Source organism: Lachnoanaerobaculum sp. MSX33 (assembly GCF_000512995.1).
Classification (GTDB): domain Bacteria; phylum Bacillota; class Clostridia; order Lachnospirales; family Lachnospiraceae; genus Lachnoanaerobaculum.
This window is the reverse complement of sequence record NZ_AZXX01000084.1, coordinates 87,341-113,597: the sequence shown is the minus strand read 5'-3', so window position 1 is coordinate 113,597 and position 26,257 is coordinate 87,341. Positions and strand designations below refer to the sequence as shown.

25 protein-coding genes and 1 other annotated feature are annotated in these 26,257 nt (G+C 36.1%); all 25 genes read left to right on the top strand.

Translation table 11 applies throughout. The features are described 5' to 3' along the window. Window positions 1-5: 5 nt before the first annotated feature. The 25 genes from HMPREF1495_RS13470 to HMPREF1495_RS09860 all read left to right on the top strand — a co-directional run bounded on the left by HMPREF1495_RS13470 (window position 6) and on the right by HMPREF1495_RS09860 (window position 26,234). Window positions 6-2,678, top strand: coding sequence for a glycosyltransferase (locus tag HMPREF1495_RS13470; protein ID WP_051402825.1), 2,673 nt, complete (start codon window positions 6-8; stop codon window positions 2,676-2,678). A 251-nt stretch (window positions 2,679-2,929) separates the two neighbouring features. Next, window positions 2,930-3,943: a GHMP family kinase ATP-binding protein gene (locus tag HMPREF1495_RS09975; RefSeq protein ID WP_034214366.1), complete on the top strand. Its 1,014-nt coding sequence runs from the start codon at window positions 2,930-2,932 to the stop codon at window positions 3,941-3,943. 12 nt (window positions 3,944-3,955) lie between these two features. Further along, window positions 3,956-4,993 carry a GDP-mannose 4,6-dehydratase gene (locus HMPREF1495_RS09970; protein ID WP_007593791.1) on the top strand — a complete coding sequence of 346 codons (1,038 nt, stop codon included), beginning with the start codon at window positions 3,956-3,958 and terminating at the stop codon, window positions 4,991-4,993. A 106-nt stretch (window positions 4,994-5,099) separates the two neighbouring features. After that, window positions 5,100-6,341 (top strand): protoporphyrinogen/coproporphyrinogen oxidase, encoded by a 1,242-nt coding sequence (locus HMPREF1495_RS09965; RefSeq protein WP_034214364.1) that lies wholly within the window; start codon window positions 5,100-5,102, stop codon window positions 6,339-6,341. Window positions 6,342-6,349: 8 nt separating this feature from the next. Then, window positions 6,350-7,234: a sugar nucleotide-binding protein gene (locus tag HMPREF1495_RS09960; RefSeq protein WP_034214362.1), complete on the top strand. Its 885-nt coding sequence runs from the start codon at window positions 6,350-6,352 to the stop codon at window positions 7,232-7,234. Window positions 7,235-7,242: 8 nt separating this feature from the next. Next, a complete protein-coding gene (locus tag HMPREF1495_RS09955) occupies window positions 7,243-7,989 on the top strand; it encodes a glycosyltransferase family 2 protein (RefSeq protein WP_034214359.1) in 747 nt (248 codons plus the stop codon). Beyond that, window positions 7,982-8,392, top strand: a complete 411-nt coding sequence (locus HMPREF1495_RS09950; RefSeq protein ID WP_034214357.1) for a GtrA family protein — start codon at window positions 7,982-7,984, stop codon at window positions 8,390-8,392. The genes HMPREF1495_RS09955 and HMPREF1495_RS09950 overlap by 8 nt, the downstream gene beginning before the upstream one ends. A 56-nt stretch (window positions 8,393-8,448) precedes the next feature. Next, the gene (locus HMPREF1495_RS09945; RefSeq protein WP_034214402.1) at window positions 8,449-8,808 is read left to right on the top strand and encodes a cupin domain-containing protein; all 360 of its coding nucleotides are present in this window, start codon (window positions 8,449-8,451) and stop codon (window positions 8,806-8,808) included. Window positions 8,809-8,841: 33 nt separating this feature from the next. Then, a complete protein-coding gene (locus HMPREF1495_RS09940; protein ID WP_034214355.1) occupies window positions 8,842-9,486 on the top strand; it encodes a D-sedoheptulose-7-phosphate isomerase in 645 nt (214 codons plus the stop codon). 72 nt (window positions 9,487-9,558) lie between these two features. Beyond that, on the top strand, window positions 9,559-11,112 hold the full coding sequence (locus HMPREF1495_RS09935; protein ID WP_034214352.1) for a glucosyltransferase domain-containing protein: 1,554 nt from the start codon (window positions 9,559-9,561) through the stop codon (window positions 11,110-11,112). A gap of 189 nt (window positions 11,113-11,301) precedes the next feature. Beyond that, entirely contained in the window at window positions 11,302-11,559 is a 258-nt protein-coding gene (locus HMPREF1495_RS09930; RefSeq protein WP_007593777.1) for a type II toxin-antitoxin system Phd/YefM family antitoxin, read from the top strand. Between the two features lie 46 nt (window positions 11,560-11,605). Beyond that, window positions 11,606-12,385 (top strand): glucose-1-phosphate cytidylyltransferase, encoded by a 780-nt coding sequence (gene rfbF / locus HMPREF1495_RS09925; protein ID WP_034214349.1) that lies wholly within the window; start codon window positions 11,606-11,608, stop codon window positions 12,383-12,385. After that, complete coding sequence (rfbG, locus tag HMPREF1495_RS09920; RefSeq protein ID WP_034214347.1) at window positions 12,386-13,441, top strand: CDP-glucose 4,6-dehydratase; 1,056 nt, start codon at window positions 12,386-12,388, stop codon at window positions 13,439-13,441. It abuts the gene before it with no gap. 19 nt (window positions 13,442-13,460) lie between these two features. Continuing rightward, window positions 13,461-14,798: a lipopolysaccharide biosynthesis protein RfbH gene (rfbH, locus tag HMPREF1495_RS09915; RefSeq protein ID WP_034214345.1), complete on the top strand. Its 1,338-nt coding sequence runs from the start codon at window positions 13,461-13,463 to the stop codon at window positions 14,796-14,798. 151 nt (window positions 14,799-14,949) lie between these two features. Continuing rightward, complete coding sequence (locus tag HMPREF1495_RS09910; RefSeq protein ID WP_007593770.1) at window positions 14,950-15,357, top strand: hypothetical protein; 408 nt, start codon at window positions 14,950-14,952, stop codon at window positions 15,355-15,357. Window position 15,358: 1 nt separating this feature from the next. Then, on the top strand, window positions 15,359-16,324 hold the full coding sequence (locus HMPREF1495_RS09905) for a hypothetical protein (RefSeq protein WP_034214343.1): 966 nt from the start codon (window positions 15,359-15,361) through the stop codon (window positions 16,322-16,324). Beyond that, complete coding sequence (cdaA, locus tag HMPREF1495_RS09900) at window positions 16,321-17,193, top strand: diadenylate cyclase CdaA (RefSeq protein ID WP_007593768.1); 873 nt, start codon at window positions 16,321-16,323, stop codon at window positions 17,191-17,193. Before HMPREF1495_RS09905 ends, cdaA begins: the two co-directional genes overlap by 4 nt. Then, the gene (locus HMPREF1495_RS09895) at window positions 17,177-18,478 is read left to right on the top strand and encodes a CdaR family protein (RefSeq protein ID WP_034214341.1); all 1,302 of its coding nucleotides are present in this window, start codon (window positions 17,177-17,179) and stop codon (window positions 18,476-18,478) included. Before cdaA ends, HMPREF1495_RS09895 begins: the two co-directional genes overlap by 17 nt. Window positions 18,479-18,493: 15 nt before the next feature. After that, complete coding sequence (locus HMPREF1495_RS09890; RefSeq protein WP_034214339.1) at window positions 18,494-18,763, top strand: HPr family phosphocarrier protein; 270 nt, start codon at window positions 18,494-18,496, stop codon at window positions 18,761-18,763. Window positions 18,764-18,776: 13 nt separating this feature from the next. After that, window positions 18,777-20,501 carry a phosphoenolpyruvate--protein phosphotransferase gene (ptsP, locus tag HMPREF1495_RS09885; RefSeq protein WP_034214337.1) on the top strand — a complete coding sequence of 575 codons (1,725 nt, stop codon included), beginning with the start codon at window positions 18,777-18,779 and terminating at the stop codon, window positions 20,499-20,501. Next, window positions 20,495-21,772 carry an O-antigen polymerase gene (locus HMPREF1495_RS09880; protein WP_034214336.1) on the top strand — a complete coding sequence of 426 codons (1,278 nt, stop codon included), beginning with the start codon at window positions 20,495-20,497 and terminating at the stop codon, window positions 21,770-21,772. The genes ptsP and HMPREF1495_RS09880 overlap by 7 nt, the downstream gene beginning before the upstream one ends. A 3-nt stretch (window positions 21,773-21,775) precedes the next feature. Next, entirely contained in the window at window positions 21,776-23,125 is a 1,350-nt protein-coding gene (locus HMPREF1495_RS09875) for an MATE family efflux transporter (protein WP_034214333.1), read from the top strand. A gap of 48 nt (window positions 23,126-23,173) precedes the next feature. Then, window positions 23,174-23,400: a binding site (T-box leader), on the top strand. Between the two features lie 80 nt (window positions 23,401-23,480). Further along, window positions 23,481-24,548, top strand: coding sequence for an ABC transporter substrate-binding protein (locus HMPREF1495_RS09870; RefSeq protein ID WP_034214331.1), 1,068 nt, complete (start codon window positions 23,481-23,483; stop codon window positions 24,546-24,548). Window positions 24,549-24,556: 8 nt separating this feature from the next. Further along, window positions 24,557-25,456, top strand: a complete 900-nt coding sequence (locus HMPREF1495_RS09865) for an ABC transporter permease (RefSeq protein WP_034214330.1) — start codon at window positions 24,557-24,559, stop codon at window positions 25,454-25,456. Further along, window positions 25,443-26,234: an ABC transporter ATP-binding protein gene (locus HMPREF1495_RS09860; protein WP_034214328.1), complete on the top strand. Its 792-nt coding sequence runs from the start codon at window positions 25,443-25,445 to the stop codon at window positions 26,232-26,234. Before HMPREF1495_RS09865 ends, HMPREF1495_RS09860 begins: the two co-directional genes overlap by 14 nt. The last annotated feature ends 23 nt before the right edge of the window (window positions 26,235-26,257 follow it).

Here is a 26,257-nt window from a genome sequence, read left to right as displayed (position 1 = left end):
GAGATATGTACAATAGTGATGATAAGATGATTAGAAAAATTAAAGAAAGTTGTCTGGAAGTGAAAACGGAAGAATTAGAGATTATGTCTTTTTCAGCATCTCATGTTGGAAAATCAGACAAAGAAATCCTAAGGACATTAGTAGATTTGGATTTATTGATGAAGCGTTTTTTCTTTTCCATAATGAGAAAATCAAAAGATGAAGGAAGAGAATTCTTTAGAAATTGTCATCAGAGGATGAAAAAAAAGTATGAGTTTCTTTTGCCGGCATGCAGTAATGATTATGAAAGGAATAAATTAAACATACTATATAAGAATTCTCTTTTTTATCATGAAGAGTTCTATACACAAAGTAAGTATGCATCAAAAAATCCGTTGATAACAGTACTAATGCCTACATTTAACAGTGAGAATTATATAGCTGAGACGCTATGGTCGGTATTTGAGCAAACTTGTTCCGACTTTGAAGTACTTATTATGGATGAAGCGGGTAGTAGTCCTGAAACTGCAGAAGTAATCAGTTTATTTGACGATGATCGAATAAGACTGGTCAGAAATGAGACAAGGTTAGGTTTAGCAGAATCATTAAATGAAGGTATAAGAATTGCAAGAGGAAAGTATATTGCAAGAATAGATGCAGATGATTTAGCTAGAGAAGATCGCTTTGAGCTACAAGCTGATTTTTTGGAAAAACACAGTGATTATGGATTATGTGGAAGTAGACAACATCATTTTGGAGTGGATAATGATTTCGTACATGAGGTAGCAGTAGAGCATGAAGATATTAAAGCGGCGTTAATTTACGGTTGTGAAGTTTGTCATTCAACTATCATGATTAGGAAAGATTTATTTTTGAATAATAATCTATTCTATGATAATACAAAAAAGGCGGAGGATTATGAGTTATGGACAAGGGCTATACATAAATTTAAATTTCACAATTTGAAAGAGGTCCTTGGAGAGTATAGAATTGGAGCTGACAATATTACAAAAAATAAGTTTAATGCGCTATCAGCTGAGTCTGCAGAAATTGCATCAAATAATTTATCAAAGTATTTACATGTGGATGTACCTAAGATGCATGTACCATTTTTAACCGGATGGGAAAATAGGTTTGAAGAGGTGGATAGTGCTGAAAGAAAGCCGGCACTAAAGGTAGAAGAGTCTGTTTTAAGAGAGATGGCAAAGAATAACTTAGAGTACAAGGAGTATAAAGACTCGAGTTTATTGATGGCTATCAATAGAAGATGGAGATGGGTGCTTGGAAAGTACTCGTACGGTCATGATTTGGAAAAGGTACTAACTATTGATGAATTATTTAAAGAATATCCGATTGATGACACCAAAAATACAAATACATTTTCTTTAAAAGAATGTATTAAGAAAGTTCTGAGAGTATTTTATTCACCGTTTAAACATGGAATGAAGTATAGAATTAGAAGACAGATTTGGGATTTGGACGGTCATTTAAATGACAGCAAAAATGATATCTTGAATCATATGAGGGACTCTGAAGTCAGACTAAAACAATATACATATCAGGTTCAGGAAAGTAATAATGTTGCTTTATTAGATGAGATGGAAAGCTCGTTCAAAAGGTTGGAAGAACAGATTGTATATTTGAAGGATATTATAGGTTCTCAAAGTACGGTTATCGAATCTATGATTGACGGCAGAATATATGAAGCTGAGAAAAATCTAAGTCAAACGTTAGATAGTAGGATTTATAAGGCTGAACAAATTATTAATCAAGCGTTTGATAGTAGGATTTGGAAAGCGGAAAAGAATCTAAGTCAAACATTTGATAGTAGGACATATGAATCAGAAAAGAATCTAAGCCAAACATTTGATAGTAGGGTATGGAAAGCAGAAAGCAATATAACAGATAAAGTGGTTGATGGGTTTACCATGGTACATAAACATATAGATTTCTGCTATTCAGACATATTTGTATTGTTAGATAAACATATAGAAAATACTTCAGGAGCGATTAAGCTGGAGACTGAATATCCTGTAGCATATGAAAGTAATGACCATATTGTCCCACATGGTACTATTAGAGATGATACACGATATCCAAGATTCATTCATGCGTGTGAAATGTATTTTAAAGATATGGATAAATTGGCGTTTGCAGATTTAGGATGTTCAAGTGGAGGCATTGTACTTGATGCACTTTTACGTGGACATGAGGCAGTAGGACTGGAGGGCAGTGATGAGTCTTTCAAGCAACAGAGATCACATTGGAGGGTTATACCCAAAAATTTATTTACATGTGATGTTACTAAACCTTTTACTTTGAAAAAGGATGGTATAAGGAAAGAATTTGACGTTATTTCTGCATGGGAGATGATGGAACATATTAGAGAAAGTGACTTAGATATTCTTTTGAAAAATATAAGGAATCATTTAAAAATAGGTGGAATTTTTGTTGGATCAATTGCAAATTGGGATGATATAGATGAAAAGACAGGTGTAAACTGGCATGTAAATTTACATCCATATGAGTGGTGGTCAGAAAAATTTAAGGTATATGGATTTGAAATTATTACTGAGAAATTTTCTCCATATGATATGGCCAGAGGAACGTATAATCCACCTCACTGTTATGAGCTACCAGCAGAGAGTTATGATCCTAAAAAGGATTTTTATATTGTTGCTAAGAAAGTGCAGAGCTGATGAAGCATAGTAACTATATTTTTATTAAATTTAAAGTAAACAGTTATATTTATAAATATGACAGTGTACACTAATTTCATCAGGTGAATATGATATCATGTAACATTGTTAAGAAACTTACGATTCTCTAACTGTCAAGTGTTTTCTTGATTATTGTCGCTTTTTATGATATTTTATTGTTGGCGAAAGATTACATTGGGATTTAGAGTTAAAAAAGGAAAAGGAGTGCATATTGTTATGCAGGAGAGATTATGATTATTGCACAGACACCATTTAGAATGTCCTTCTTCGGTGGAGGAACAGATTATGAGGGCTTTTATAGGGAACATGGAGGGGCAGTTATTTCAACTACTTTTGATAAGTACTGTTATACTACTGTTCGTCACTTGCCCAGATTTTTTGATTATTCAAATCAAATAACATATGGAATAATTGAGAGAACTAAGACAATTGATGAAATTCAGCATCCGGCCGTTAGAAACATCATGAAATATTTAGATATGCATGAACTCAGAGTAGTGTATGAGGCTGATCTTCCGGCAAGATCAGGACTTGGTACAAGTTCATCATTTGCTGTTGGTATGTTGAATGCCTGCTATGCATTGAAGGGCAAATATGCTGATAAAAGAAAGCTCGCAGATGATGCAATTTATATAGAAAGAGTTCTGTGTAATGAAGCAGGCGGTATTCAAGATCAGATAGCGGCATCGTTTGGAGGATTTAATAGAATAGACTTTAGAGATGACGGATATACTGTTACACCACTGGTCTTTTCTACAGACAGAAAGAAAGATTTGAATGACAGATTGATGTTATTCTTTACAGGTTTTTCAAGATTCTCAAGTGATATTGCCAAGAATCAGGTGAAGGCTACAAAGGATAAGACAGCAGAACTTTTAGAGATGAAGGCATTGGTTGACGATGTTCAAAAGCTGCTTGTATCTAAGGCAGACTTGAAAGAGTTCGGTAAACTCTTGGATTATACTTGGAAACTTAAAAGAGGAATCACATCAGATATCAGCAATAATGATATTGATATTTTATACAAAAAGGCAATAGATGCCGGTGCAACAGGTGGTAAGTTGCTTGGTGCAGGAGGCGGCGGTTTCTTGTTATTCTATGTAGAGCCGGAGTATCAGGAAAATGTAAAAAAAGCACTTGAGGACTTGGTCTATGTTCCTTTTGAATTTGAAAATGAGGGAACAAGAATTATGTATTTTAGACCTGAGTATTTTGATTTGGAATCTGTTAAGGAAGGTTCATAAGAAAGGAGTAGTATGGCTACAAAAGCATTAATTACAGGAATTACAGGAATGGTTGGATCTCATTTGGCTGATTTTCTTTTGGAAGAGACAGATTGGGATGTTTACGGTGTATGCAGATGGAGAAGCCCACTTGACAATGTAGATCATTTGTTGGATAGGGTAAATAAGAAGGATAGGGTATTCTTTGAGTATGCTGACTTAAATGACCAGATGTCACTATATCGTGTTGTTACAGAAATCAAGCCGAATTATATTTTCCATTTGGCTGCACAGAGCTATCCTCAGACCAGTTTTACAGCTCCAATAGATACTTTAAATACAAATATACTTGGAACATGTAGATTACTTGAAGCGGTTCATGCAGCAATGGTTGCTGATGATAAGTATAAGCCGGTGATTCATGTTTGTGCATCTTCAGAAGTGTTTGGAAAGATTCCGGCAGATAAGAAACCTGAAGAGGGCATAAATGAGGATTGTCCTTTCCATCCTGCTTCACCATACGCTATTTCAAAGGTTGGAACAGATCTTGTTGGAAGATATTATGCAGAAGCATTTGGAATGACAGTAATGACCACAAGGATGTTTACTCATACAGGACCTAGAAGGGGAGATGTTTTCCATGAGTCCACATTTGCAAAACAGATTGCTATGATTGAGGCAGGTATGCTTCCCCCAGTTGTAAAAGTTGGAAATCTAAAATCACTTCGTACATATGCAGACGTAAGAGATGCGGTTAGAGCTTACTATATACTTGTAACAAAGAATCCTATAGCGGGAGAGTATTATAATATTGGTGGAAGGTATACATGTGAAGTAGGTGATACTTTAGAGGCACTTATTAATATGTCACCTATGAAAGATCAAATCAAAGTGGAGGAAGATCCGGAAAGACTTCGTCCTATTGATGCAGATTTACAGGTTCCGGATTGCAGAAAGTTTACTGCTCATACAGGTTGGGAGCCGGTAATTCCATTTGAGCAGACTATGGAAGATCTTTTGAACTATTGGAGAGATAGAGTAAAAGGTGGACATGAGTTCTTGACAAGATAAAAATATGGAAATGTATTAGTCACGTACTGATACATTTCCTTTGTTTGCATAAAATATACAGTAGGAATAGATGCTGTGAGTATCGTAGTTGTATAAAGGAGTAATAATGAAAATAGCTGTTTTAGGTGCAGGTGTATCCGGTTTAAGTGCTGCCAGAATGTTACACGACAAGGGTCATGAAGTTGTCGTTTATGAGAAAAATCCGACAATTGGTGGACTTGCAAGAAGTCGCTATGTAAACGGAATGTTGTATGATCCACATGGAGGTCATATATTAAATTCAAAGCATAAGGAAGTAATGGATTGGGTATTTTCTATTTATCCAAAGGAAAATTGGAAATATACCGATCGTAATGCTAAGATTTTCTTTTCAGGCAAATATGTATCATATCCTTTTGAACTTTCACTTTGTGAGTTGGATGCAGATGATGCAGTAGATTGCGTTCATGATTTTGTACTGTCACAGATGGGACCGGAACCTGATAACTTCAAGGATTGGTTGACATGGAATTTTGGTAAGAGTATTGCAGACTTTTATATGATACCATACAATGAAAAAATTTGGGCTTATCCGCTCGAAGATATGGGAACAGGATGGATGAGAGGAAAGATGCCTCTTCCAACTAAAAAAGAAATTATTCGTTCAGTAATTTTGAAAGATCCGAAGGAAAGAAAGATGCCGCATTCATCATTTTACTATCCACTTCACGGTGGTATTCAGTCTATGGTAAATGCGATTGGTGAGGGATTAAATATACATACTGATTTTACAATCAAGTCGTTAGAAAAGGTGAATGAAAAGTGGAATATAAACGGTGAAGGTGAGTATGATAAAATCATCAGCACTATTCCTCTACCGGAGCTCCCACAAATCATGCAGCTTCCTGATAAGATTGTAGAATTGATAAAGGGATTAAAGTATAACAGCTTGACAACCGTGTTGTTTGATTGCCCAAAGACAGATATTACTTGGCTATATATACCTTCACATGATTATAAGTGCCATCGTGTAGGATATCAAAGTGCATTAACTCCGTATGCCAATCCTGACACAACCAGAGGTTGTGGTGCGCTTGAAGTTATAGGTACAAGTTTTAAAGTGACTGATGATATAGTAAATGACAATACACTTCCAAAGGAACTTGGATTTGAAAAGATTCTTGACCATCAGTTTTCAGAGTATGCGTATGTTATTCATGATAAAGCATACGATACAAATGTAAACGGAATCAAAGAGTATTTTAAAGAAGATTCTACATTTAATCTCCTTGGAAGATGGGCAACATGGAATTATAAAAATATGGATTTATGTATGCTGGATGCAATGGAACTTACTAAGGATCTGTAGAGGTTGTTATGTATTGTATAATTGGTGCAAATGGATTTTTAGGATCATATATCCTAAAATCCATTTTGAATAAAACACAGGAAAGAGTCGTAGCTTGTTGCCGAGATATTTCTTTAGTAGGAGATACACTAAAGGATGAAAGAATCACATGGAAAAATTTAGATATTTGTGATTTTGATGCTGTGAACAGTTTTTGTAATGAGTATAAAGATGAAGATAAAAAGATTGTATATCTTGCAGCATATCATAATCCGGATTTAGTTGAAAAAAATCCGAGAATAGCTTGGAATACAAATATCACCGCATTATCTTTCTTTCTTAATGCAATGGAAAATGTCAGTGCATTTTATTATCCGTCATCTGACAGTGTTTATGGGAACAGTACAGATGGAAAAATATTTAAAGAAGATGATAAAACAAACCCTGTAAATACCTATGGAAAGCAAAAAGCTTTGGCGGAAAAAATAGTAAATACATATGGATATCAAGTGGTTCGTTATCCTTTTTTAATAGGAACAAGTCTTTTGTCAGCTAAGAAACATTTTTACGATTATATTGTGGAGAATTTGAGATCAGGAGACGGAATGGATATGTTTAGTGATTCATATCGCTCAACTATTTCATTTAGACAGGCTGCAGATTATCTTGTGGATTTGATTGAAATGGGAGATAAACATCCGGTAGTTAATATTTCGTCTGATAAGGCCTTGTCAAAGTATGATGTTGGTATAATAATTGTCGGTAAACTTGGTGTAGATAAGAACTTGGTTAGAGCCATAAAGGTAGAGGACTCGGAAGGAATTTTTGTGGCAAAGAGAGCAAGTTCGACAATAATGGATAATAAGTTGTTGAAATCTATATTCAAATCAGATGAAATAAACTTGGAAATTTAGGAGGAATTGTGGAAACAAAAGAATTTAAAAATGTCTCAATCATTCTTCCGACGTTGAATGAATCTTTTTCATTCAATCAAACAGTTGATATTATATTGGAAGAATGTGAACATAAAGATATTAAAGAGTTTATTGCAGTAGTTTGTGATCGTACGCTACCTGATAGTATAGAGGCTATAAAGAAATCTCAAAAGGTGTGCGAAGAAGTTGGAGTACCACTTCATATTTTATATCAGAAGAGGCCGTTTGCAGGAGGTGCAGTTGCCGACGGATTTATGAAAGCTACAGGAAGTCATATACTTATGATGGCGCCTGATTTGGAAACGGATCCTCATAATGTAAAAGATTTTATTACAATGGGGAAAAGATATCCAAACGATATGGTTACGGCATCAAGGTGGTTACATAAGGGAAGCTTTGCAGGGTATAGTAAAGTAAAGCTTGTTTTAAATTTTTTCTTTCAAAAGATGTTTGCTGTTTTCTATGGTGTAAAACTTACAGATATTACATTTGGTTACAGGCTTGCTCCGACTAAACTTATGCAGAGAATAAAATGGGAGGAGTTAAAGCATCCTTTCTTTCTGGAGACAGCATTAAAGCCTATACGATTAAAGGTTAAGATACATGAGATTCCTTCCAATTGGGCAGCAAGACAAGAAGGTGAATCACAAAATTCACTTCTTCAAACTTTTAAATATTTAAAGATTGCTTTCAAAGTGAAATTTGAAAAGAGAAGCGAGCTGTTTAATGATTAAAAATTTGTGGTTGAGATATAAAGAATTATTTTTTTATGCTGTATTTGGTGTAGGAGCTACAGTTATCAATATAGTATCTTACCGTGTTTTAGCAAATACATTTGGAAAGAAATATTTTTTGATAGCCAATATTATTGCATGGATTTTGGCTTTTATTTTTGCTTTTATTACGAATAAGCTTTTTGTATTTGAAAGCAAGAGTTGGGAAGCTCAGATAGCAATGAAAGAATTTGTTGGCTTTTTATCAGCAAGGCTTGCAACCGGTATTTTAGATACAGTTTTGATGTGGGTTTTTGTAAGTATAATAAGTTTGGACGATACATTATCAAAGATAATTATTAATATACTGGTTATCATTATAAATTATATTGCAAGTAAGTTTTTTATTTTTAAAAAAGAATAAGACAAAAGGTGTATTCTTATAAAGAAAATACCTTTTATTATATGGAAAGTGTAAATATGTTAATTAATATTTTAAAGCCTGATTTTACGTTTAACGATGACAGAGGAACTCTTGTGCAATTGGTACATGAAGGATATAATCAGATGAATGTTGTGACATCAAAAAAGGGAGTGTTCCGTGGTGGACATTATCACAAAATAAATAGAGAAGTCTTTTATATTATTTCTGGACACTTCAAGTTTACAGCTGAAAAAGACGGCATAGTAGAAGAGTATGATTTTAAAGATGGAGATATGTTTGAAGTACTTCCATATGTCATGCATAGTTTTGATTACTTGGAAAATACTACACTTGTTGCGATGTATGATAAAGGTGTAGAACTGGCTGACGGTGGTATGGACAGTTATACTTCATAGTATAATCATAAAGTATTAGATATAGGAGAATATATGAAAGAAAGTATTTTAAAGATATTGGAAGAACTGCTTGAAAGATATCCGAGTCTTACAGGACAAAGAGACAGTATAATTGGGGTATATAGAGTTTTAGAGGAGTCTTATTCCAATGGCGGTAAGTTATTGGTGGCAGGTAACGGCGGAAGTGCTGCTGATTCCGAGCACATTGTCGGTGAACTTATGAAGGCCTTTATAAAGCCGAGAAAGTTGGATATTGCACTGCAGGATAAGCTGGAGTCTGTAGATAAGAATCTTGGCGATATACTTGCCCGGAATTTGCAAGGTGCTTTACCGGCAATAGCAGTTACAGGTCATGTCGGACTTTCAACTGCATATCTCAATGACTGTAATCCTTTACTGTCATTTGCACAGCAGGTGAACGGTTTTGGCAATGAAGGAGATGTATTTCTTGGAATATCAACTTCAGGTAATTCCGAGAATATTTTATATGCTTTAGTGACTGCTAAGGCAAAAGGAATGAAGACAATAGGACTTTCAGGAAGAGACGGCGGTAAGATGAAGGAATTTTGTGATGAGATTATCATTGTTCCTGAGAGGGAGACCTTTAAGATTCAGGAGTTACATTTACCTGTATATCATGCGTTATGTTTGATGCTTGAGGAGAGATTTTTTGCTTAAAACTTATTATTTAACTATAATTTTAAAGCTGATTTAATGTTTAGTTATAATAAGTGGAGGAAATAGTGTATTATGACTACGAAATTTAAAAAATTGTATGATAAATACAAGGTTATGCTTACTGTAGCAACCATGCTGGGAGCATGTATTTATGGATATGTATTTATAAATAAGATAGGTAATCCTGATAAATATTTTTTTGGTGAGTATGTAATTGGAGGCGGATGGGAATTATCTCTTGGAAGATTTTTCCTACCAATTACTCAGAAAATGCGATACGGGATGAATATGCCTATATTTTTGAGTATGGTAGCTGTTTTTGTATTTGCGTTAAGTGGTATGGTATTATGTGAGATATTAGAAATAGAGAGAAGTGTTACTGCTTTTGCCATTATCTTAATGACTGTTGCAGCACCTAAGGTCATGTCTACTATAATATGTTATAGTTGTTCAGATGTGTATTCAATAGCTTTCTTTGCTATTATGCTTATGTTTTATTTTATGCGAAAATCTTGTGATGATCGAAGAAATCAATTAATAAAAACACTGGGGTGTGCATTTATAATAGCACTATCTCTAGGAATATATCAATCAGGAATTAATGAAATGGCAGCATTAACACTATTAATATTAATAGTTTATTGCATAAATAATGATAAAACATGGATAAAAAAGTTTGCTAATATAATTATGATGGATATACTGGCGGTAATTCTTTATTATATTATGATGAAGTCTGTATTGAAAATTTTTAATATACCGCTTGGTAATTATAAAGGAATTGAAAATTTCAGTATTATAAAAATATTTTATAATTTACCTCATAGTGTAGTAAATTGTTATGAACATGGATTAAACTTTTTCTTTGGACATAATGTTTATTCCAATAGTTTTGGTATTATTAAGTGGAATGTATGTATTACTATCATTACAATATTAAGTTTAATTTTATTAATGCGCTTAATGAAGGAGACTTGGAGAAAAGTAGTTGTAATAGTGGCAATACTGCTATTACCGGTTGCAGCTACTTCTATGGAGTTAATAGTTAATACACCGGTAGAAATACTACAATCAGATGGATTAATGCTAATTTTACCGTTGTTTATAAAAATTGTTGAGTTTACAATAATTAGATTGGAGGGGAATAGCCAAAGAATATTTAGGATCTGTTGGGGTGCATCTACTGCGATTTTGTTTATTATCTCTTTTAAGAATACATTAATAACTAATGCAGATGCTTTTGCAATGCAATATCAAAATAAACAAGCTATAGAAGTTGGAAGAAGAATCATTAAAGATTATGAAGCAGGAAATTATCCAAAGGAATATAAATTGGATATTTTAGGTGTACCTACACTTGGAAATTATAAAGTTCCGGAGTATCTTTTAAAGAATGCAAATTATCTTATGAAGGTAGGTGCAATGTGGAGTGACAAATCTAGTGTAGAAACATGGAATAGACTTATATCGGAAGAATTAGGTATTGTAATTGAAGCTGATGGAAGAGATAGGGCTGGAGAGATTGGGCATAGTCAGCAGTTTATTGATGCACCATGCTATCCTGAAGAAGGTAGTATTTTTATATATGGTGATACGGTAGTAGTGAAGGTATCACCAATCACATGATTATATTATCGAAAACATTAATTATTTGTAATATATGGTTAGATGTGATCTAAATTCTTATGATGTTGGTCATATGTCAAATGTTGTTGTGGGTTGATTTTTCAACCCACTTTTTATATTGACACAGATATATTTAGGTATTAATATTAGTACATAAATATGTACAGATTTTTCAAAGGAGTGTTTGTTATGATAGCATTGAAAACAACAGATATTAGAAACAACTTTAAGAAAATCAGTAATCTTGTATGCACAGGTGAAAGAGTTTTGATTTCACGTCCAAGTAATAAGAACATTGTCATATTGAGTGAGAGCGAATATAATAAGCTTGAAAAAGCGGAAAAGAATAATGAGTATCTGGCAAAGATAGCTGAATCAATAAAACAGCTTGAAGAGGGGAAAATTGTTGTTAAAACAATAGATGAGTTAGAGGATATGGCTGAATGAAAATAACTTTTACAGAAAATGCAGATTGATAAACGTGGAGATCAAAATGAAAGTTGTATTATTAGCAGGCGGACTTGGAACAAGAATTTCTGAGGAAAGCCATTTGAAACCGAAGCCAATGATTGAGATTGGCAGTCAGCCGATTTTATGGCATATTATGAAGTATTATTCAACATTTGGAATTAATGAATTTGTTATTTTGGCAGGGTATAAGCAGAACAAGATAAAAGAGTATTTTGCAAATTATTTTGTATACAATTCTGATGTTACATTTGATATGAAGCATAACAAGATGGAAGTACACAGAAGAAATGCGGAGGACTGGAAAGTTACAGTGCTTGATACAGGTCTTAATACTATGACAGGTGGGAGAATTTTGAGAGCAAAAGAGCATTTGAAAGATGAACCTTTTATGCTCACATATGGTGACGGAGTTGCAGATGTGGATATAGACGCACTTCTTAAGTTCCACAATAGTCATGGAAAGACAGCTACAATAACTACTGTAAGCCTGGCACAGCAAAAGGGTGTACTGCAAAAGGAAGAATCGGGTCTCATTACATCTTTCAGAGAAAAGAGCGAAGATGATTCTGCAATTATAAACGGCGGCTTTATGGTGTTGAATCCGAATATATTTGATTATATTACAGAGGGTGACGCTACAATATTTGAGCAAAAGCCTATGCTACAGCTTGCTAAGGATGGCGAACTTATGGGATTTGAGCATGACGGTTTCTGGCAGTGTATGGATACACAAAGAGAAAAAGAAAAATTGGAAAATCTTTGGGCAAGCGGAAAGGCTCCATGGATGAGGTGGACTGAATAAATGAATTTTGAAGAGTTAAAAGAGTTTTATGGCGGTAAAAAAGTACTTCTTACAGGGCATACAGGTTTTAAAGGTTCCTGGCTTTCTAAGATACTTATAATGTGTGGCGCCAAACTTACAGGTTACGCGCTTGACCCGCCTACAGATACAAATATTTTTGATATTTTAGGTTTGGAAACAGAGATGAACTCCGTTATCGGAGATATAAGAGACCTTGAAAATTTAAAGAAGGTATTTGATGAGGTAGAGCCGGAGTATGTAATCCATATGGCGGCACAGCCTATAGTTAGAGATTCTTATGAGAGGCCTGTATACACATATGAAACCAATGTAATGGGCACTGTAAATATAATGGAATGTGTAAGACTCTCTAAAAGCGTAAAGAGTTTCTTAAATGTTACAACAGATAAGGTATATGATAATAAAGAGCAGGATAAGGGATATGTTGAAACCGACTTCCTTGACGGTTATGATCCGTATTCCAATTCAAAGTCTTGCTCGGAACTTGTTACACATAGTTACAAGAAGAGTTTTTTAAATGCTTTACCTGTATCTACAGCGAGAGCCGGTAATGTAATAGGTGGAGGAGATTTTGCAAAGGACAGAATAGTTCCTGACTGTGTAAGAGCTGCAATATCAAAAAATCCCGTTATAATAAGAAATCCGAATTCCATAAGACCTTTTCAGCATGTACTGGAGCCTCTCTTTATATACCTTGATATAGTTATGAGACAGGCACAGGACAGAGAGAGGTTTGAAGGTTACTTTAATGTAGGCCCTGATGACAGTGATTGTGTAAATACACAGACTTTGGTAGAGAGCTTTAAAAGAGCTTGGGGAGAAGGGTTTGATTTTAAAATTCAATCAGACGGTGGTCCTCATGAGGCAGGTTTTTTAAAACTCAACTGCGATAAGTTAAAGGCGGTATATGGATGGAAGCCGAGACTGGATGTACATGGAGCTATTGATTTAAGTGTGGAATGGTATAAAGCATGGAACGATGGTGAAGATATGAATGAAATTACAGAAAGTCAGATAAGATCCTATATAAAGTAGGATATAGTTTGGAGGAAAGATGTTCGAAAATAAAACACAGGAAGATGCTCGTAAAGAGATATTGGAGTTGGTTAAGGAGTATCATGACAAATTCCATAATATAAAAAAAGAATTTAAAGAGGGTGACAGGATAACATATGCTTCCAGAGTGTATGACTCTGAGGAGATGGTAAATCTTGTAGATGCCTCTTTGGAGTTTTGGCTTACAGCCGGAAGATATTTTGATGAGTTTGAGAAGGAATTCGGAAAGCAGTTCGGTACAAAATATGTATCACTTGTAAACTCAGGTTCAAGTGCAAACCTTCTTGCATTTATGACATTAACTTCACCACTTTTAGGTGAAAGACAGGTAAAAAGAGGTGATGAGGTCATTACGGTAGCATGCGGATTCCCAACAACAGTTACACCTATTATACAATACGGTGCAGTGCCTGTATTTGTAGATGTTACAATACCACAGTATAATATAGATGTTACTAAGCTTGAAGAAGCTTTGTCACCAAAAACAAAAGCTGTAATGGTGGCACATACTTTAGGAAATCCTTTCGACCTTGAGTCTGTTGTGGCTTTTTGCAAGAAACATAATCTTTGGCTTATTGAGGATAACTGTGATGCACTTGGAAGCACATATGTTATAGACGGTGAGAAGAAGTTTACAGGTACAATTGGAGATATAGGAACATCAAGTTTCTATCCGCCACATCATATGACTATGGGAGAGGGTGGAGCTGTATATACTTCTAATCCACTTCTAAGCAAGATAATGAAATCTATAAGAGACTGGGGAAGAGATTGTGTATGCCATTCAGGACAGGATAATATGTGTGGACACAGATTTGACCATCAATACGGTGAGTTGCCTTTAGGCTACGATCATAAGTATGTTTACTCGCATTTCGGATATAACTTAAAGCCTACAGATCTTCAGGCGGCAGTCGGAGTGGCACAGTTAAAGAAATTCCCCGGCTTTGCTCAAAGAAGAAGAGAAAATTACAAGAGATTATATGAGGCTCTAAAGCCGGTAGAAGATAAGATTATACTTCCGGTTCCTGTAAAGAACGGAGATCCAAGTTGGTTCGGTTTCCTTATTACTTGTAAAGAGGGTGTTGAGAGAGCAAAGCTTGTAAACAGACTAGAGTCAAACGGAATCCAGACAAGAATGCTCTTTGCGGGAAATCTCACAAAGCATCCATGTTTCGATCAGATGAGAGAGACTAAAGAAGGATACAGAATTGTCGGAGAACTTACAAATACAGATCGTATTATGAATGATACATTCTGGGTAGGTGTATATCCGGGAATGACGGATGAAAAAATTGACTTCATGGCAAAGATGATTATAGAAGGTGTAAAATAAAAATCGGCTGAAATATCATAAATTATACATGGTATTTCAGCTTTTTTGTTTAAGTGAAAGTTTATCAACACCACTCCCATATTTGCTATGCAACCTTAGATATGATATAATAATGGAAAATGTCGCAGAAAGTTTTGTGTTGGGAGAAAGTATGCTAAACGAAGAGAAAATAAAGCAGATGACGGAATTAGCATTATTAAAAAAGAGGAAGGGCGAGCAGATGTTTGAGATAGATAATTATTTCAAAGAGGATTATGTGGGTAAACAAATGCTTAAGTCCTTTTTTGTTTATACCTTTTGCTTTCTTCTTATAATTGTTTTGGCCGTTCTTTACAATTTGGAAGAGTTGATGTCCAGTGTGACTACAGTCGGAGTGTTTTCGGTAGTTTACATTGTTATATATATATTGGGATTGATTGCATTTGAGCTTATTACATATAGATTTTTTTCAAAAAAGTACGATGAGGCGCAAAGGAGCCTTAAAGTCTACAATGACAGATTGAACTATTTTGAAAAAAAATTCGAAAACAAAGATAAGACACCAAATATCGGAGGTTAGAATGCTACAGCTATATGTATTTAGAAACAGCCTGAAAGGTTTCTATGCAAAATATCATTCCATAATAGATAAGGGAATCAAATATATAATATTATTTACAGCTATGATGCTTATAAGTATAAATCTGGGTTATCAGAATAAAGTCTCTGTGATACAGGTTCCTATTGTATTATCTGTAATAGGTGCTTTTCTGCCTTATATGGCGGGCGTATTAATAGTGGCTGGTTTTTTAATGATAAATCTGTTTACGGCATCCTTTGAGCTGGCATTACTGGTAGGTATTATACTGATACTTACATTATTTTTGTACTATGGATTCGGTAAGAGAGACAGTGTTCTTTTGATCCTTGTACCGATACTCTTTGCCGTGAAGATACCGTATGTTATTCCTCTTGTGGTAGGACTTATGGGAAGTGCGGTAAGCATTGTTCCTATTACAGCCGGAATACTTATATACTTTACATGTATGTTTGCGAGGCAGAACATAGGTGTTTTGACAAATACACAGTCTGTAGATATTACACAAAGGTATTCACAGGCAATAAACGGTATATTTTCAAATAAAACTATGCTTTTATTTATAATAGTATTTGCGCTTACCACCTTTATAGTGTATATGGTGCATAAGCAGAATATGGATTATGCATGGCAGATAGCCATTGCTGCCGGTGCTATTACAATTTTGATCGGTATATTTGCCGGAGATTTCATTTTTGATATCTCCACTCCTCTTTTGGACTTTATAATAGGACTTGCGATATCTGTTATTATTGCATATGTGTATAATTTCTTTGTTTTCTCGGTAGATTACAGCAGGTCCGAATATGCCCAGTTTGAGGATGATGATTATTATTATTTTGTAAAAGCTGTTCCTAAGATTACGATTACAGCCGCAGACAAGAAGGTACAATCGTTCAGTACAAAGGGAAAGAAAAAGAATAACAAAAATAATGGGGGTAGTGAATGAACATAATCACGAGGCTGATGCGTGATGGACTTTCATATTTTCCACATATAGATGTACTCAATATAATTGAAATCCTGATTATTGCATATATTGTATATGAAATAATGACATGGATTACAAAGACAAGGGCATGGACCTTGTTAAAGGGTTTGCTTATTATATTGGGATTTACAATTATTGCATATATATTACACTTTGATGTTATATTGTGGATTCTGGGAAGGATTGCAACCATTGCGGTAACTGCGCTTATTATAATTTTTGCGCCTGAGCTCAGAAAGGCTCTTGAGCAGCTGGGAAATAAAAATTTAATGAAGATTTTTGCTTTTGACAATAAAGCAATTACAGACGATGTAGGCGAGAGTACGATAGAAGAGCTTGTTAATGCGGCTTTTACAATGTCAAAACCGAAAACGGGAGCTTTGATTGTTATAGAGAGAAAAGATAGTCTTGTAAATATAGAAAAGACCGGAATTTTGATAAACGGTATTGTATCAAGTCAATTGCTTATAAATATCTTTGAACATAACACCCCTCTTCATGACGGTGCGGTGCTTATAAGAGGAAATACAATTGTGTCGGCAACCTGTTATCTGCCTCTTTCTGAGAATATGAGAATCAGTAAGGATCTTGGAACCAGGCATAGAGCCGCTATCGGTATAAGTGAGGTTTCGGATTCCATTACCATAGTAGTATCTGAGGAGACCGGAAGGGTTTCTGTGGCACTTGGCGGAAATTTGATAAAGGTAAATGACAGTGAGGAACTGAGAAAGGAGCTCTCCGTTTTACTTGAGAATACAGCGGAGGAGAAGAAGAGCTCTTTATGGTCAAAGTTGTTGAAAGGAAGAGGTAATGAAAAAGACAAATAATCTTGTTTTGAAAATCAGCTCTTTGGCTATAGCATTTTTTGTATGGATAGTTGTAATAAATATTTCAAATCCTGTTGTTACAAGATCTCAGACAGTTAATCTTGAGGTTTTAAATGCCAATGTTATTACCGATGCGGGTAAGACTTATTCTTTAATGGGAGCAAATACGGTAACTGTAAGTTATGAAGTACGTTCAAGAGATGAGAGCAAGATATCGGCGTCAGATTTTAAGGCTTCAATAGATCTTGGAGATATGTATGACATAACGGGTGCTGTACCGATATCGGTTGAAGTGTTGAACAATAAAAATCTGATTTCAGGTGCCGTTACTTCAAAGCCTAGTATTGTCAGAATAAGTATTGAGGATTTGCAAAGAAAAGAATTTACTATGACTACCAAGATTACCGGTACTCCGTCGGACGGTTATTCTGTGGGTGAGGTAAGGCTTGATAAGAATACGGTGGCGGTCACAGGTCCGGTATCAGTTATCGGACAAATAAGTAAAGTCGGCGTGGAGATTGATGTCGACGGAATGGACGGGAATGTAAGCGGAAAAGCCGAGCTGAAGTATTTTGATGCCAACGGAAATGCTTTTATAATATCCGACAGTAGAGTTACCAAGAGCTTTGATACGGTAAATTACAGTATCGTAATGTTAAACGGAAGAACTTTGGCATTAAACTTTGAAGTAGGTGGAGAAGCGGCCGAGGGTTATATATTTACAGGTGCTGAGAGCAGTACAAAATCCATACAGGTACGTGGACAGCCCGAAGTACTTGAAGGACTTGACGCTGTAACGATACCTGCAACGGCGCTCAGTGTCGAGGGAGCGACAAGTGATGTGATTGTAGATGTCGATGTGAAAAATTTCCTTCCGGAAAATGTATCGGCAATGGGTGATACGAATATCAAGGTGACATTGAAAGTAGAGGCGCTTGATAAGAAGTCTGTGACTTTGACAATAGGTGATTTGGAGATAAAGGGATCAAGAACCGGAGTTTCCACAAATATCATTCCTGAGAGGATAACTGTTGTGGTTTCAGGCCTTAGCGCAAATCTTGAGGCCGTATCAAATTCAGATATTAAGGCTACTCTTGATGTAAGTAAGATGACGGCAGGAGCCAATAACGGAACCCTTACATTTGAATTGCCTACAGGTTTGAGTGTGGATTCATATACTCCTTTTGAGGTTATGATAGGAAGTCCCGCAAATGAAAGAAATGAAACGACAACTACAGTAGAACAGAGCAGCAGTGAAGAGAGCAGTCCCGCTGCTGAAAACTAAGGGAGGTTTTTTAGGATGGTTTCAGAAGAACTTAAGGTGATAAACCCAAGTGGCTTGCATTTAAGACCGGCAGGCAATTTATGCAAGGAAGCATTGAAATATGATTCTAAAATATATATTATATTTAAGGATGCTACAGCAAATGCCAAGAGTGTTCTGAGTGTGCTTGCGGCATGTGTAAAATGTGGTGATGCCATTAAGATAACATGTGACGGCAGGGATGAGAATGAGGCTTTGGAAGCTTTAAAGAATTTGATAAATTCAGGTTTTGGTGAGTTAAAGTAAGTAGAGGTTTATAATGAAAATTTATGGCGTAGGAGCTGCCGAGGGTATCGGTATCGGAGCTGCAAAAGTAGTCAGAGAACAAAATGTGGAAGTTGTAAAGAAAAGTATTCCTAATAGTGAAGCTGAAGTGAATAACTTCATGAGAATTCTGGATATCACTAAGGCTGAGACCGAAGAGATGTCGCAGGCTTTGGAAAAGAATGCTTCGGCGAAGGAAGCGGAGATTTTGTTCGGACATATTATGCTTATGTCAGACCCTATGCTTGTGGATGAGATAGTTAACCGTATAAAAGGTGAGAGTGTTTGTGCGGAGTATGCGATAGAAGAGGTATGTAATCAATATGCTGCAGTATTTGCTTCAATGGATGACGAACTTATGCAGCAAAGAGCTACCGATATGCTTGATATTAAAACAAGACTTATAAAGAAGATACTCGGTATAGAAAATACCGATCTTTCAAAACTTCCTTATGGCAGTATTCTGGTTGCAAAGGATTTGACACCTTCTATGACGGCAGGACTTAATCCAGAGAATGTGCTCGGAATAGTTACACAGTTTGGAGGAAAGACCTCACATTCGGCTATTCTTGCAAGAGCACTTGAAATACCTGCAGTAGTGGGACTTTCAAATCTTCCTGAGGATATAAGTGACGACACGGATATACTTCTTGACGGTGAGAGCGGAGAGGTCATTATACTGCCGACAGATGTCGAAAAAACCGAGTATGAGGATAAAAAGAAAAAGTATGATGAAAACAAGGAACTGTTAAAGAAATACAGAGAATTGCCAAGTATTTCTAAGGACGGTAAGAAGGTGGAAATAGCCGGAAATATCGGAAGCCCTGAGGATGCCAAAAAGGTAATTGAAAACGGCGGCGAAGGTATCGGACTTTTCAGAACCGAGTTCTTATTTATGGACAGAGACTGTATTCCTACCGAAGAAGAGCAGTTTGAAAGCTACAAGGAAGTAGCTGTGGCCATGGAAGGAAAGCCTGTTATTATCAGAACTCTTGATATAGGCGGTGATAAGGAAATCCCTTATATGGGAATAGTACAGGATGAGAATCCTTTCCTCGGATATCGTGCCATAAGACTCTGCCTTGACAGAAAAGATGATATTTATATACCGCAGCTTAGAGCATTGCTTCGTGCAAGTGCTTTCGGAAATATCAAGATAATGTTGCCGCTGATTACATCCATGGATGAAATAAGAGATGCTAAGGCGCTTATAAATGATATAAAGAAAGAACTTGATGAGAAGAATATTGCATATAATAAAAATATAGAAGTCGGTATCATGGTTGAGACCGCAGCTGCATCATTACTTGCCGATATATTCGCAAAAGAGGTGGATTTCTTCAGTATAGGTACCAATGATCTTATTCAATATACAATGTCAGTAGACAGAGGAAATGTAAAGATTGCAGGTCTGTATTCACCATTTTCACCTGCAGTACTCAGAAGTATCAACAGAATTATTACAGAAGGTAAAAAGGCCGGAATAATGGTCGGAATGTGCGGTGAGGCTGCGGCGGATCCTTTGCTTATTCCTGCACTTTTAGCATGGGGAATGGATGAATTTTCAATGTCGGCTTCGAGTATACTGAAGTCCAGACAGATAATTTCCGGGTGTGACAGCAAGGACTTGAAAGCTAAGGTGGATAAGGTGCTTGAGATGTCAACAGAGAGTGAGATTAAAGAGTACTTAAAGAAATTGACAGAGGAGCTTGGATGTTAATATACACTGTTTGCAGTTTATTAGCGTATGTATTATCCCGGATGGAGCGTTATGCCCTGTCCGGGTTTGTTCTAATTTTGGCGGCATTGTATCTGTATATTAAGGAATACAGATACTCAAAATCATTGGTAAATCTTAGAGGTGTTTTTGCACTGGCGTTTATCGGCGGTGAGGGTCTTGCAGCTATGAAGCTTTCATACCTTGCAAAACCATGGGGAGATACTACATGGATCTGCTTTTGTCTGGCCTTCGGATGTTTTTATATTGTATTTGAAATATTGAAGGCGATTAAGGGTAATCCTTATTCAAACGGAGAGAGAGTGCTTGAAAGAAGCAATGAGGATATGATGTATGCATGTATCATTATACTTGCGCTCACATCTTTGACAGCTTTTAATATAGAGGCCATTGTACTGGACTTTATTCCTCTTTTTGAAAAAGGTGTTCCTCATGCATACTCTTATTTTCATATTTCAGGCGTACATTACTTTACAGTAAGCTGTATTTTGGTGCCGGCTTTCAGTATTGTCTACTTAAATGAAGAGAGCAGGCTTGGGATTATAAAGGTAATATTTTTGGTTTTAGCAAATATTATTGCTATGGCGATACCGATACTTTGTGTATCAAGATTTCAGTTTATGTTTGCTGTGCTTCTTGCCTTTGTAACCTTACTTATATTAAAGAGGGAAAGGATAAGACCTGTATATTTTGTGAGCGTTATAGTATTTATCGTTCCGGTATATTTATTGCTTTCTGTGGCAAGAAGCCATAATGTGGAGTATCTTAACGGTATATTTGAAATGAAATATAATCTGCCTATATTTATAAGTCAGCCATATATTTATATTGCAAATAATTATGACAATTTGGATACTCTGATAAAGGAATTGCCGAAACACAGCTTCGGGTTAAAGGGGCTGTTTCCTCTTTGGGCACTTACGGGAATTAAGTTTATATATCCGAAGATAGTGGACTTCCCTATTTTTGTAAATAAAACGGAACTTACAACAGTGACATTATTTTATGATGCCTTTTATGACTTCGGAATAGCAGGTGTTGTCGTATTTTCCGCGGCACTTGGCTGCATCGGTTATTTCTTTGAGAAATTGATTAGAAGTACAAGGCATGCAACATTCTATATTATATATGCACAAGTATTTATTTATCTTGCGCTTTCATTTTTTACCACATGGTTTTCAAATCCTGCCACATGGTTTTATTTTATAGTGACAATGTCGATATTTTTTATATGTGAGCAGAAAGGCAGGTAGCTTATGGAAAATATGAATGCCCTAGACAGGCAGTACAGGGAAATGACAGAGACTCCTGTAGAAAAACTGATTTTGCGGCTCAGCATTCCCACTATCATAAGTATGCTTGTAACGAATATTTACAATATGGCGGATACATTTTTTGTCGGAAAGCTCGGAACCAGTGCTTCTGCCGCTATAGGTATAGTATTCTCTTTGATGACTATAAATCAGGCACTCGGATTTATGTGCGGTCACGGTTGCGGCTCAAATATATCCAGAAAGCTTGGAAATAAGCAGGGCGATGAGGCCATAAAGTTTGCATCGACAGGATTTTTTATGTCACTTGTTTTGGGTGTGCTTATAATGATCTTCGGCATAGTATTTATGGAGCCTTTGCTTAGACTGATGGGAAGTACCGATACGATAATGCCTTATGCAAAGAGCTACGGAATCTGTATACTTCTTTCAGCTCCTTTTATGACAGGAAGTTGTGTGCTGAATAATGTTCTGAGATATGAGGGTAAAGCCGCACTTGCAATGGTAGGTCTTACTCTTGGTGGAGTATTAAATATTATCGGAGACCCGATATTTATATTTGTATTTAATATGGGCACTTTGGGGGCAGGTATCTCAACTGCGGTTTCACAGGTTATAAGTTTTTTTGTATTGCTTGCAATGTTCGGTGGAGAAAGAACCGTTTCCAGGCTTAGACTTTCAGCAGTATCAAAGGATGCAAAGGATATTGTAAATATATTGGAGACAGGCTTTCCGAGTCTGATAAGACAGGGAATGATGAGTGTTTCAACTATGGTTTTAAACTATATGTCCATGCCTTATGGTGACGCGGCTATTGCGGCTATGAGTATTGTCGGCAGGGTATGTAATTTTATATTTGCCGTTGCACTTGGAATTTCACAGGGATTTCAACCCGTATCGGCTTTTAACTACGGTGCAAAGAAGTTTAAGCGTGTGAAGAGGGCTTTTGTATTTTGCTGTGGACTCAGTATGATAATAATAGGAATTTTAAGTGTTGTCTCACTAATATTTTCAGGACATATAATAGGTTTATTCAGAGATGATGCCGATGTTATAAATATTGGAACCTTTGCCTTAAGAGCACAATGTGTGGTTTTATTCTTATCACCTATTACACTTGTCGCCAGTATGATGTTTCAGGGAGCGGGAGAAAATCTGGCTTCATCAATAGCTTCGTTTTTAAGAAGCGGTATTACATTTGTTCCGATGGTGCTTATATTGCCGAAATTTTTGGGAATATACGGAATACAGCTTGCACAGCCGGTGGCGGATATTATTTCATTTGTTATAGTAATGCCGCTGATAGTGAATTTTTTCAGGAAAATAAATGCATAAATTTTAGTAGTAAATGTTGACAATTTTATGTTTTTACAGTATAAATTAATAAAACCGTTGATTGGGAGAAAAGAAATTAGTTACTCACAGAGAGTCGGAGGTGCTGAGAACCGATAGGGATGACGATTTTAATATGGACCCATGAGGGCGAGGTGAAAGGAAACAAGTAGCTAAGACGGGTGCTCCCGTTACCGGGCAGAAAATGTGTCAGCATTTTTTTAGAGAGAGTATTTTTACTAATGAAGGTGGTACCGCAGGCTTTGCTTGTCCTTTGGATAAGAGAGCCTGCGTTTTTTTGTGCAAAGATCACTCTCGGTAAATATATCTCTATATCGAATGCCTTAAGGAGAAGAAAATGAATTTAATAAAGAAACTTGGAATTATTGCAATAGGTGCGGCTTTGATGGCAGGATGTACACCAAAAGCGGATACGGCTAAGAGCTCTAATACAGAAACTACCGCAGAACAAAGCAGTGCTACCGAGAGTGCAAAAGCGGAGGCTAAAGACAGCGCAGATATGAAAAAAATAGGAGTAATTCAGCTGGTTGAGCATAAATCACTTGATATAATATATAATTCATTTAAAGATGAGTTAAAGAACTTAGGATATGTGGACGGTGAGAATGTTAAGATAACATTCCAAAATGCACAGGGAGATATGTCAAATATCACAAGTATAGTTCAGGGATTTGAGGGAGATAAGCAGGATGTTGTAGTAGGTATCGCTACACCTGTAGCACAGGGAGCTATGAGTTTGACAAAGACAACACCTGTAGTTTTCTCTGCAGTTACAGATCCTATAGGTGCAGGAATACTTACAGATATGAATGCGCCTGACAAGGGAATGACAGGTACAAGTGATGCCGTACAGATTGATAAAATAATGGATCTGGCACTTCAGATTACTCCTGATGTAAAGAAGGTAGGTTTCATATACAATCCGGGAGAGGACAATTCTGTAACTAATCTTGGATTACTTGAAAACTATGTAAAAGAGAAAAATCTTGAGCTTGAAACAGTAAGTATTTCTACAAGTGCCGACCTTCAAACAGCAGCAGCATCACTTTTTGAAAAAGTGGATATGATATTTGTATCAAACGACAATACTGTTGCAGAGGCTATGCCTATACTTACATCAGAGGCAATAAAGGCTAAAAAGCCTATATATGTAGGTGCAGACTCTATGGTAATGGACGGCGGTCTTGCTACAGTGGGTATTGACTATACAGATCTCGGAAAAGAAACAGCCAAGATGGTGGATGAAATACTTAAGGGAAAATCTGTAAATGAAATCCCTGTAAAAGTATTTAAGGATGATTTGTTTATCTATGTAAATACAGATACAGCAGCCGCACTCGGTATAGAGATACCTGAGAGCATCAAAACAGACAAGAAATTTGTCGAGATTAAATCAAATAAATAGGAGTAAAAATGACATTATCAACATTACTTGGTAGTATTGAACTTGGACTGATTTTTGCAATATTATCACTGGGATTATTTATAGCTTTCAGAATTTTGGACCTGCCGGATTTGACGGTGGACGGAAGTTTTGTTACAGGCCTGGCTTACAGTGCTATATGGTCTGTAGCTAAAAATCCGGCTATGGGACTTTTAATGGGTGCCTTAGGCGGAATGATTGCAGGCATTGTTACCGGTATATTACATACAAAATTGAAAATCCATGCTATATTGGCAGGAATACTTACAATGACGGGCCTGTACTCTATAAATCTCTTTGTAATGGGTGATAAGCCAAGTGTTTTCTTTTATGGTGAAAAGACTGTATTTACTCCTTTTGAAGGAAGGTTCTTTATAGGTACAACCGATATCGGAAAGTTGATTTTGTTGTTCATAATTGTTGTTGTTTTAGTAGCCGCATTAAAGTTATTTTTAATGACGCAAGTAGGACTTTCTCTTAGAGCTACCGGTGATAATGAGGCAATGGTCAGAAGTTCAAGTATAAATACAGATGCTATGAAAATACTGGGCTTTGCGCTTTGCAATCTTATAGTAGCTTTCTCCGGCGCAATATATGCACAGTACAATATGACAGCTACACATGGAGTAGGAACCGGAATGCTGGTACTTGGACTTGCAAGTATCATAATCGGAGAGACTGTTATAGGAAAAAGAGGGATGTTAAGACATTTGATTGCCGTGGTAGTAGGTGCGATAATATATCGTATAATGCTTGCGGTAGCATTCGGACTTGGGCTTCCGGCCATATACTTAAAGCTCTTCTCAGCGGTAATAGTTGTGATTGCAATAAGCATACCTTTGATAAAACCTACAATTGCAAGATGGAGAAAGATACATGCTGGAAATTAAAAATGTTAATGTAATATTTAATAAGGACACCGTAAATGATAAAAAGGCCTTACGTGATTTGAATCTTAAATTAAATGACGGAGATTTTGTAACTGTAATAGGTAGTAACGGTGCAGGAAAATCCACTATGTTAAATGCGATTGCAGGTAATATAGAAGTGGAGAGCGGAAGAATATATAATAACGGACTTGATATCACATATATGAAGGAGCATAAAAGAGCAAGATTCATAGGCAGGCTGTATCAGGATCCTCTAAAGGGTACGGCACCTCATATGACGATAGAAGAAAATATGGGACTGGCATACAGCCGCGGTAAAAAGGTGAGATTCGGACTTGGAGTAAGAAGAAGTGACAGAGAGTATTTCAAATCTGTATGTACAAAACTTGGCTTGGGGCTTGAGCACAGATTGAAAAATGAAGTCGGAGGACTCAGCGGCGGACAAAGGCAGGCGCTTACTCTTTTGATGGCTACTATGGAAACACCTGAACTTCTGTTACTTGATGAGCATACTGCGGCTCTTGATCCAAAGACAAGTAAAAAGATAATGGAAATAACCGACAGGATAGTAACTGAAAATAATATTACAACTTTGATGATTACACATAATATCAAAGATGCCTTGCATTTCGGAAATAAAACTATAGTTATGAATAACGGAAGTATTTTAAAAGTTCTTGAAGGCGATATGAGAAAGAATATGACGGTTTCAGATATAATGGAATTGTATTCAGGAACGGATGCTGTATTGACCGACAAGATGATTTTAGGTGAATAAAAAAGTGAGCTCTACAAATCGTA

Excerpts from the sequence above, each read along its gene's own strand:
- HMPREF1495_RS09960 (WP_034214362.1), top strand. The coding sequence starts at position 6,350 with ATGTATTGTATAATTGGTGCAAATGGATTTTTAGGATCATATATCCTA.
- rfbF (WP_034214349.1), top strand. The coding sequence starts at position 11,606 with ATGAAAGTTGTATTATTAGCAGGCGGACTTGGAACAAGAATTTCTGAG.
- HMPREF1495_RS09905 (WP_034214343.1), top strand. The coding sequence starts at position 15,359 with ATGCTACAGCTATATGTATTTAGAAACAGCCTGAAAGGTTTCTATGCA.
- HMPREF1495_RS09950 (WP_034214357.1), top strand. The coding sequence starts at position 7,982 with ATGATTAAAAATTTGTGGTTGAGATATAAAGAATTATTTTTTTATGCT.
- HMPREF1495_RS09910 (WP_007593770.1), top strand. The coding sequence starts at position 14,950 with ATGCTAAACGAAGAGAAAATAAAGCAGATGACGGAATTAGCATTATTA.
- HMPREF1495_RS09965 (WP_034214364.1), top strand. The coding sequence starts at position 5,100 with ATGAAAATAGCTGTTTTAGGTGCAGGTGTATCCGGTTTAAGTGCTGCC.
- HMPREF1495_RS09880 (WP_034214336.1), top strand. The coding sequence starts at position 20,495 with ATGTTAATATACACTGTTTGCAGTTTATTAGCGTATGTATTATCCCGG.
- HMPREF1495_RS09865 (WP_034214330.1), top strand. The coding sequence starts at position 24,557 with ATGACATTATCAACATTACTTGGTAGTATTGAACTTGGACTGATTTTT.
- HMPREF1495_RS13470 (WP_051402825.1), top strand. The coding sequence starts at position 6 with ATGTACAATAGTGATGATAAGATGATTAGAAAAATTAAAGAAAGTTGT.
- HMPREF1495_RS09875 (WP_034214333.1), top strand. The coding sequence starts at position 21,776 with ATGGAAAATATGAATGCCCTAGACAGGCAGTACAGGGAAATGACAGAG.
- HMPREF1495_RS09890 (WP_034214339.1), top strand. The coding sequence starts at position 18,494 with ATGGTTTCAGAAGAACTTAAGGTGATAAACCCAAGTGGCTTGCATTTA.
- ptsP (WP_034214337.1), top strand. The coding sequence starts at position 18,777 with ATGAAAATTTATGGCGTAGGAGCTGCCGAGGGTATCGGTATCGGAGCT.
- cdaA (WP_007593768.1), top strand. The coding sequence starts at position 16,321 with ATGAACATAATCACGAGGCTGATGCGTGATGGACTTTCATATTTTCCA.
- HMPREF1495_RS09940 (WP_034214355.1), top strand. The coding sequence starts at position 8,842 with ATGAAAGAAAGTATTTTAAAGATATTGGAAGAACTGCTTGAAAGATAT.
- HMPREF1495_RS09870 (WP_034214331.1), top strand. The coding sequence starts at position 23,481 with ATGAATTTAATAAAGAAACTTGGAATTATTGCAATAGGTGCGGCTTTG.
- HMPREF1495_RS09945 (WP_034214402.1), top strand. The coding sequence starts at position 8,449 with ATGTTAATTAATATTTTAAAGCCTGATTTTACGTTTAACGATGACAGA.
- HMPREF1495_RS09860 (WP_034214328.1), top strand. The coding sequence starts at position 25,443 with ATGCTGGAAATTAAAAATGTTAATGTAATATTTAATAAGGACACCGTA.
- rfbH (WP_034214345.1), top strand. The coding sequence starts at position 13,461 with ATGTTCGAAAATAAAACACAGGAAGATGCTCGTAAAGAGATATTGGAG.
- HMPREF1495_RS09895 (WP_034214341.1), top strand. The coding sequence starts at position 17,177 with ATGAAAAAGACAAATAATCTTGTTTTGAAAATCAGCTCTTTGGCTATA.
- HMPREF1495_RS09935 (WP_034214352.1), top strand. The coding sequence starts at position 9,559 with ATGACTACGAAATTTAAAAAATTGTATGATAAATACAAGGTTATGCTT.
- rfbG (WP_034214347.1), top strand. The coding sequence starts at position 12,386 with ATGAATTTTGAAGAGTTAAAAGAGTTTTATGGCGGTAAAAAAGTACTT.
- HMPREF1495_RS09975 (WP_034214366.1), top strand. The coding sequence starts at position 2,930 with ATGATTATTGCACAGACACCATTTAGAATGTCCTTCTTCGGTGGAGGA.
- HMPREF1495_RS09930 (WP_007593777.1), top strand. The coding sequence starts at position 11,302 with ATGATAGCATTGAAAACAACAGATATTAGAAACAACTTTAAGAAAATC.
- HMPREF1495_RS09970 (WP_007593791.1), top strand. The coding sequence starts at position 3,956 with ATGGCTACAAAAGCATTAATTACAGGAATTACAGGAATGGTTGGATCT.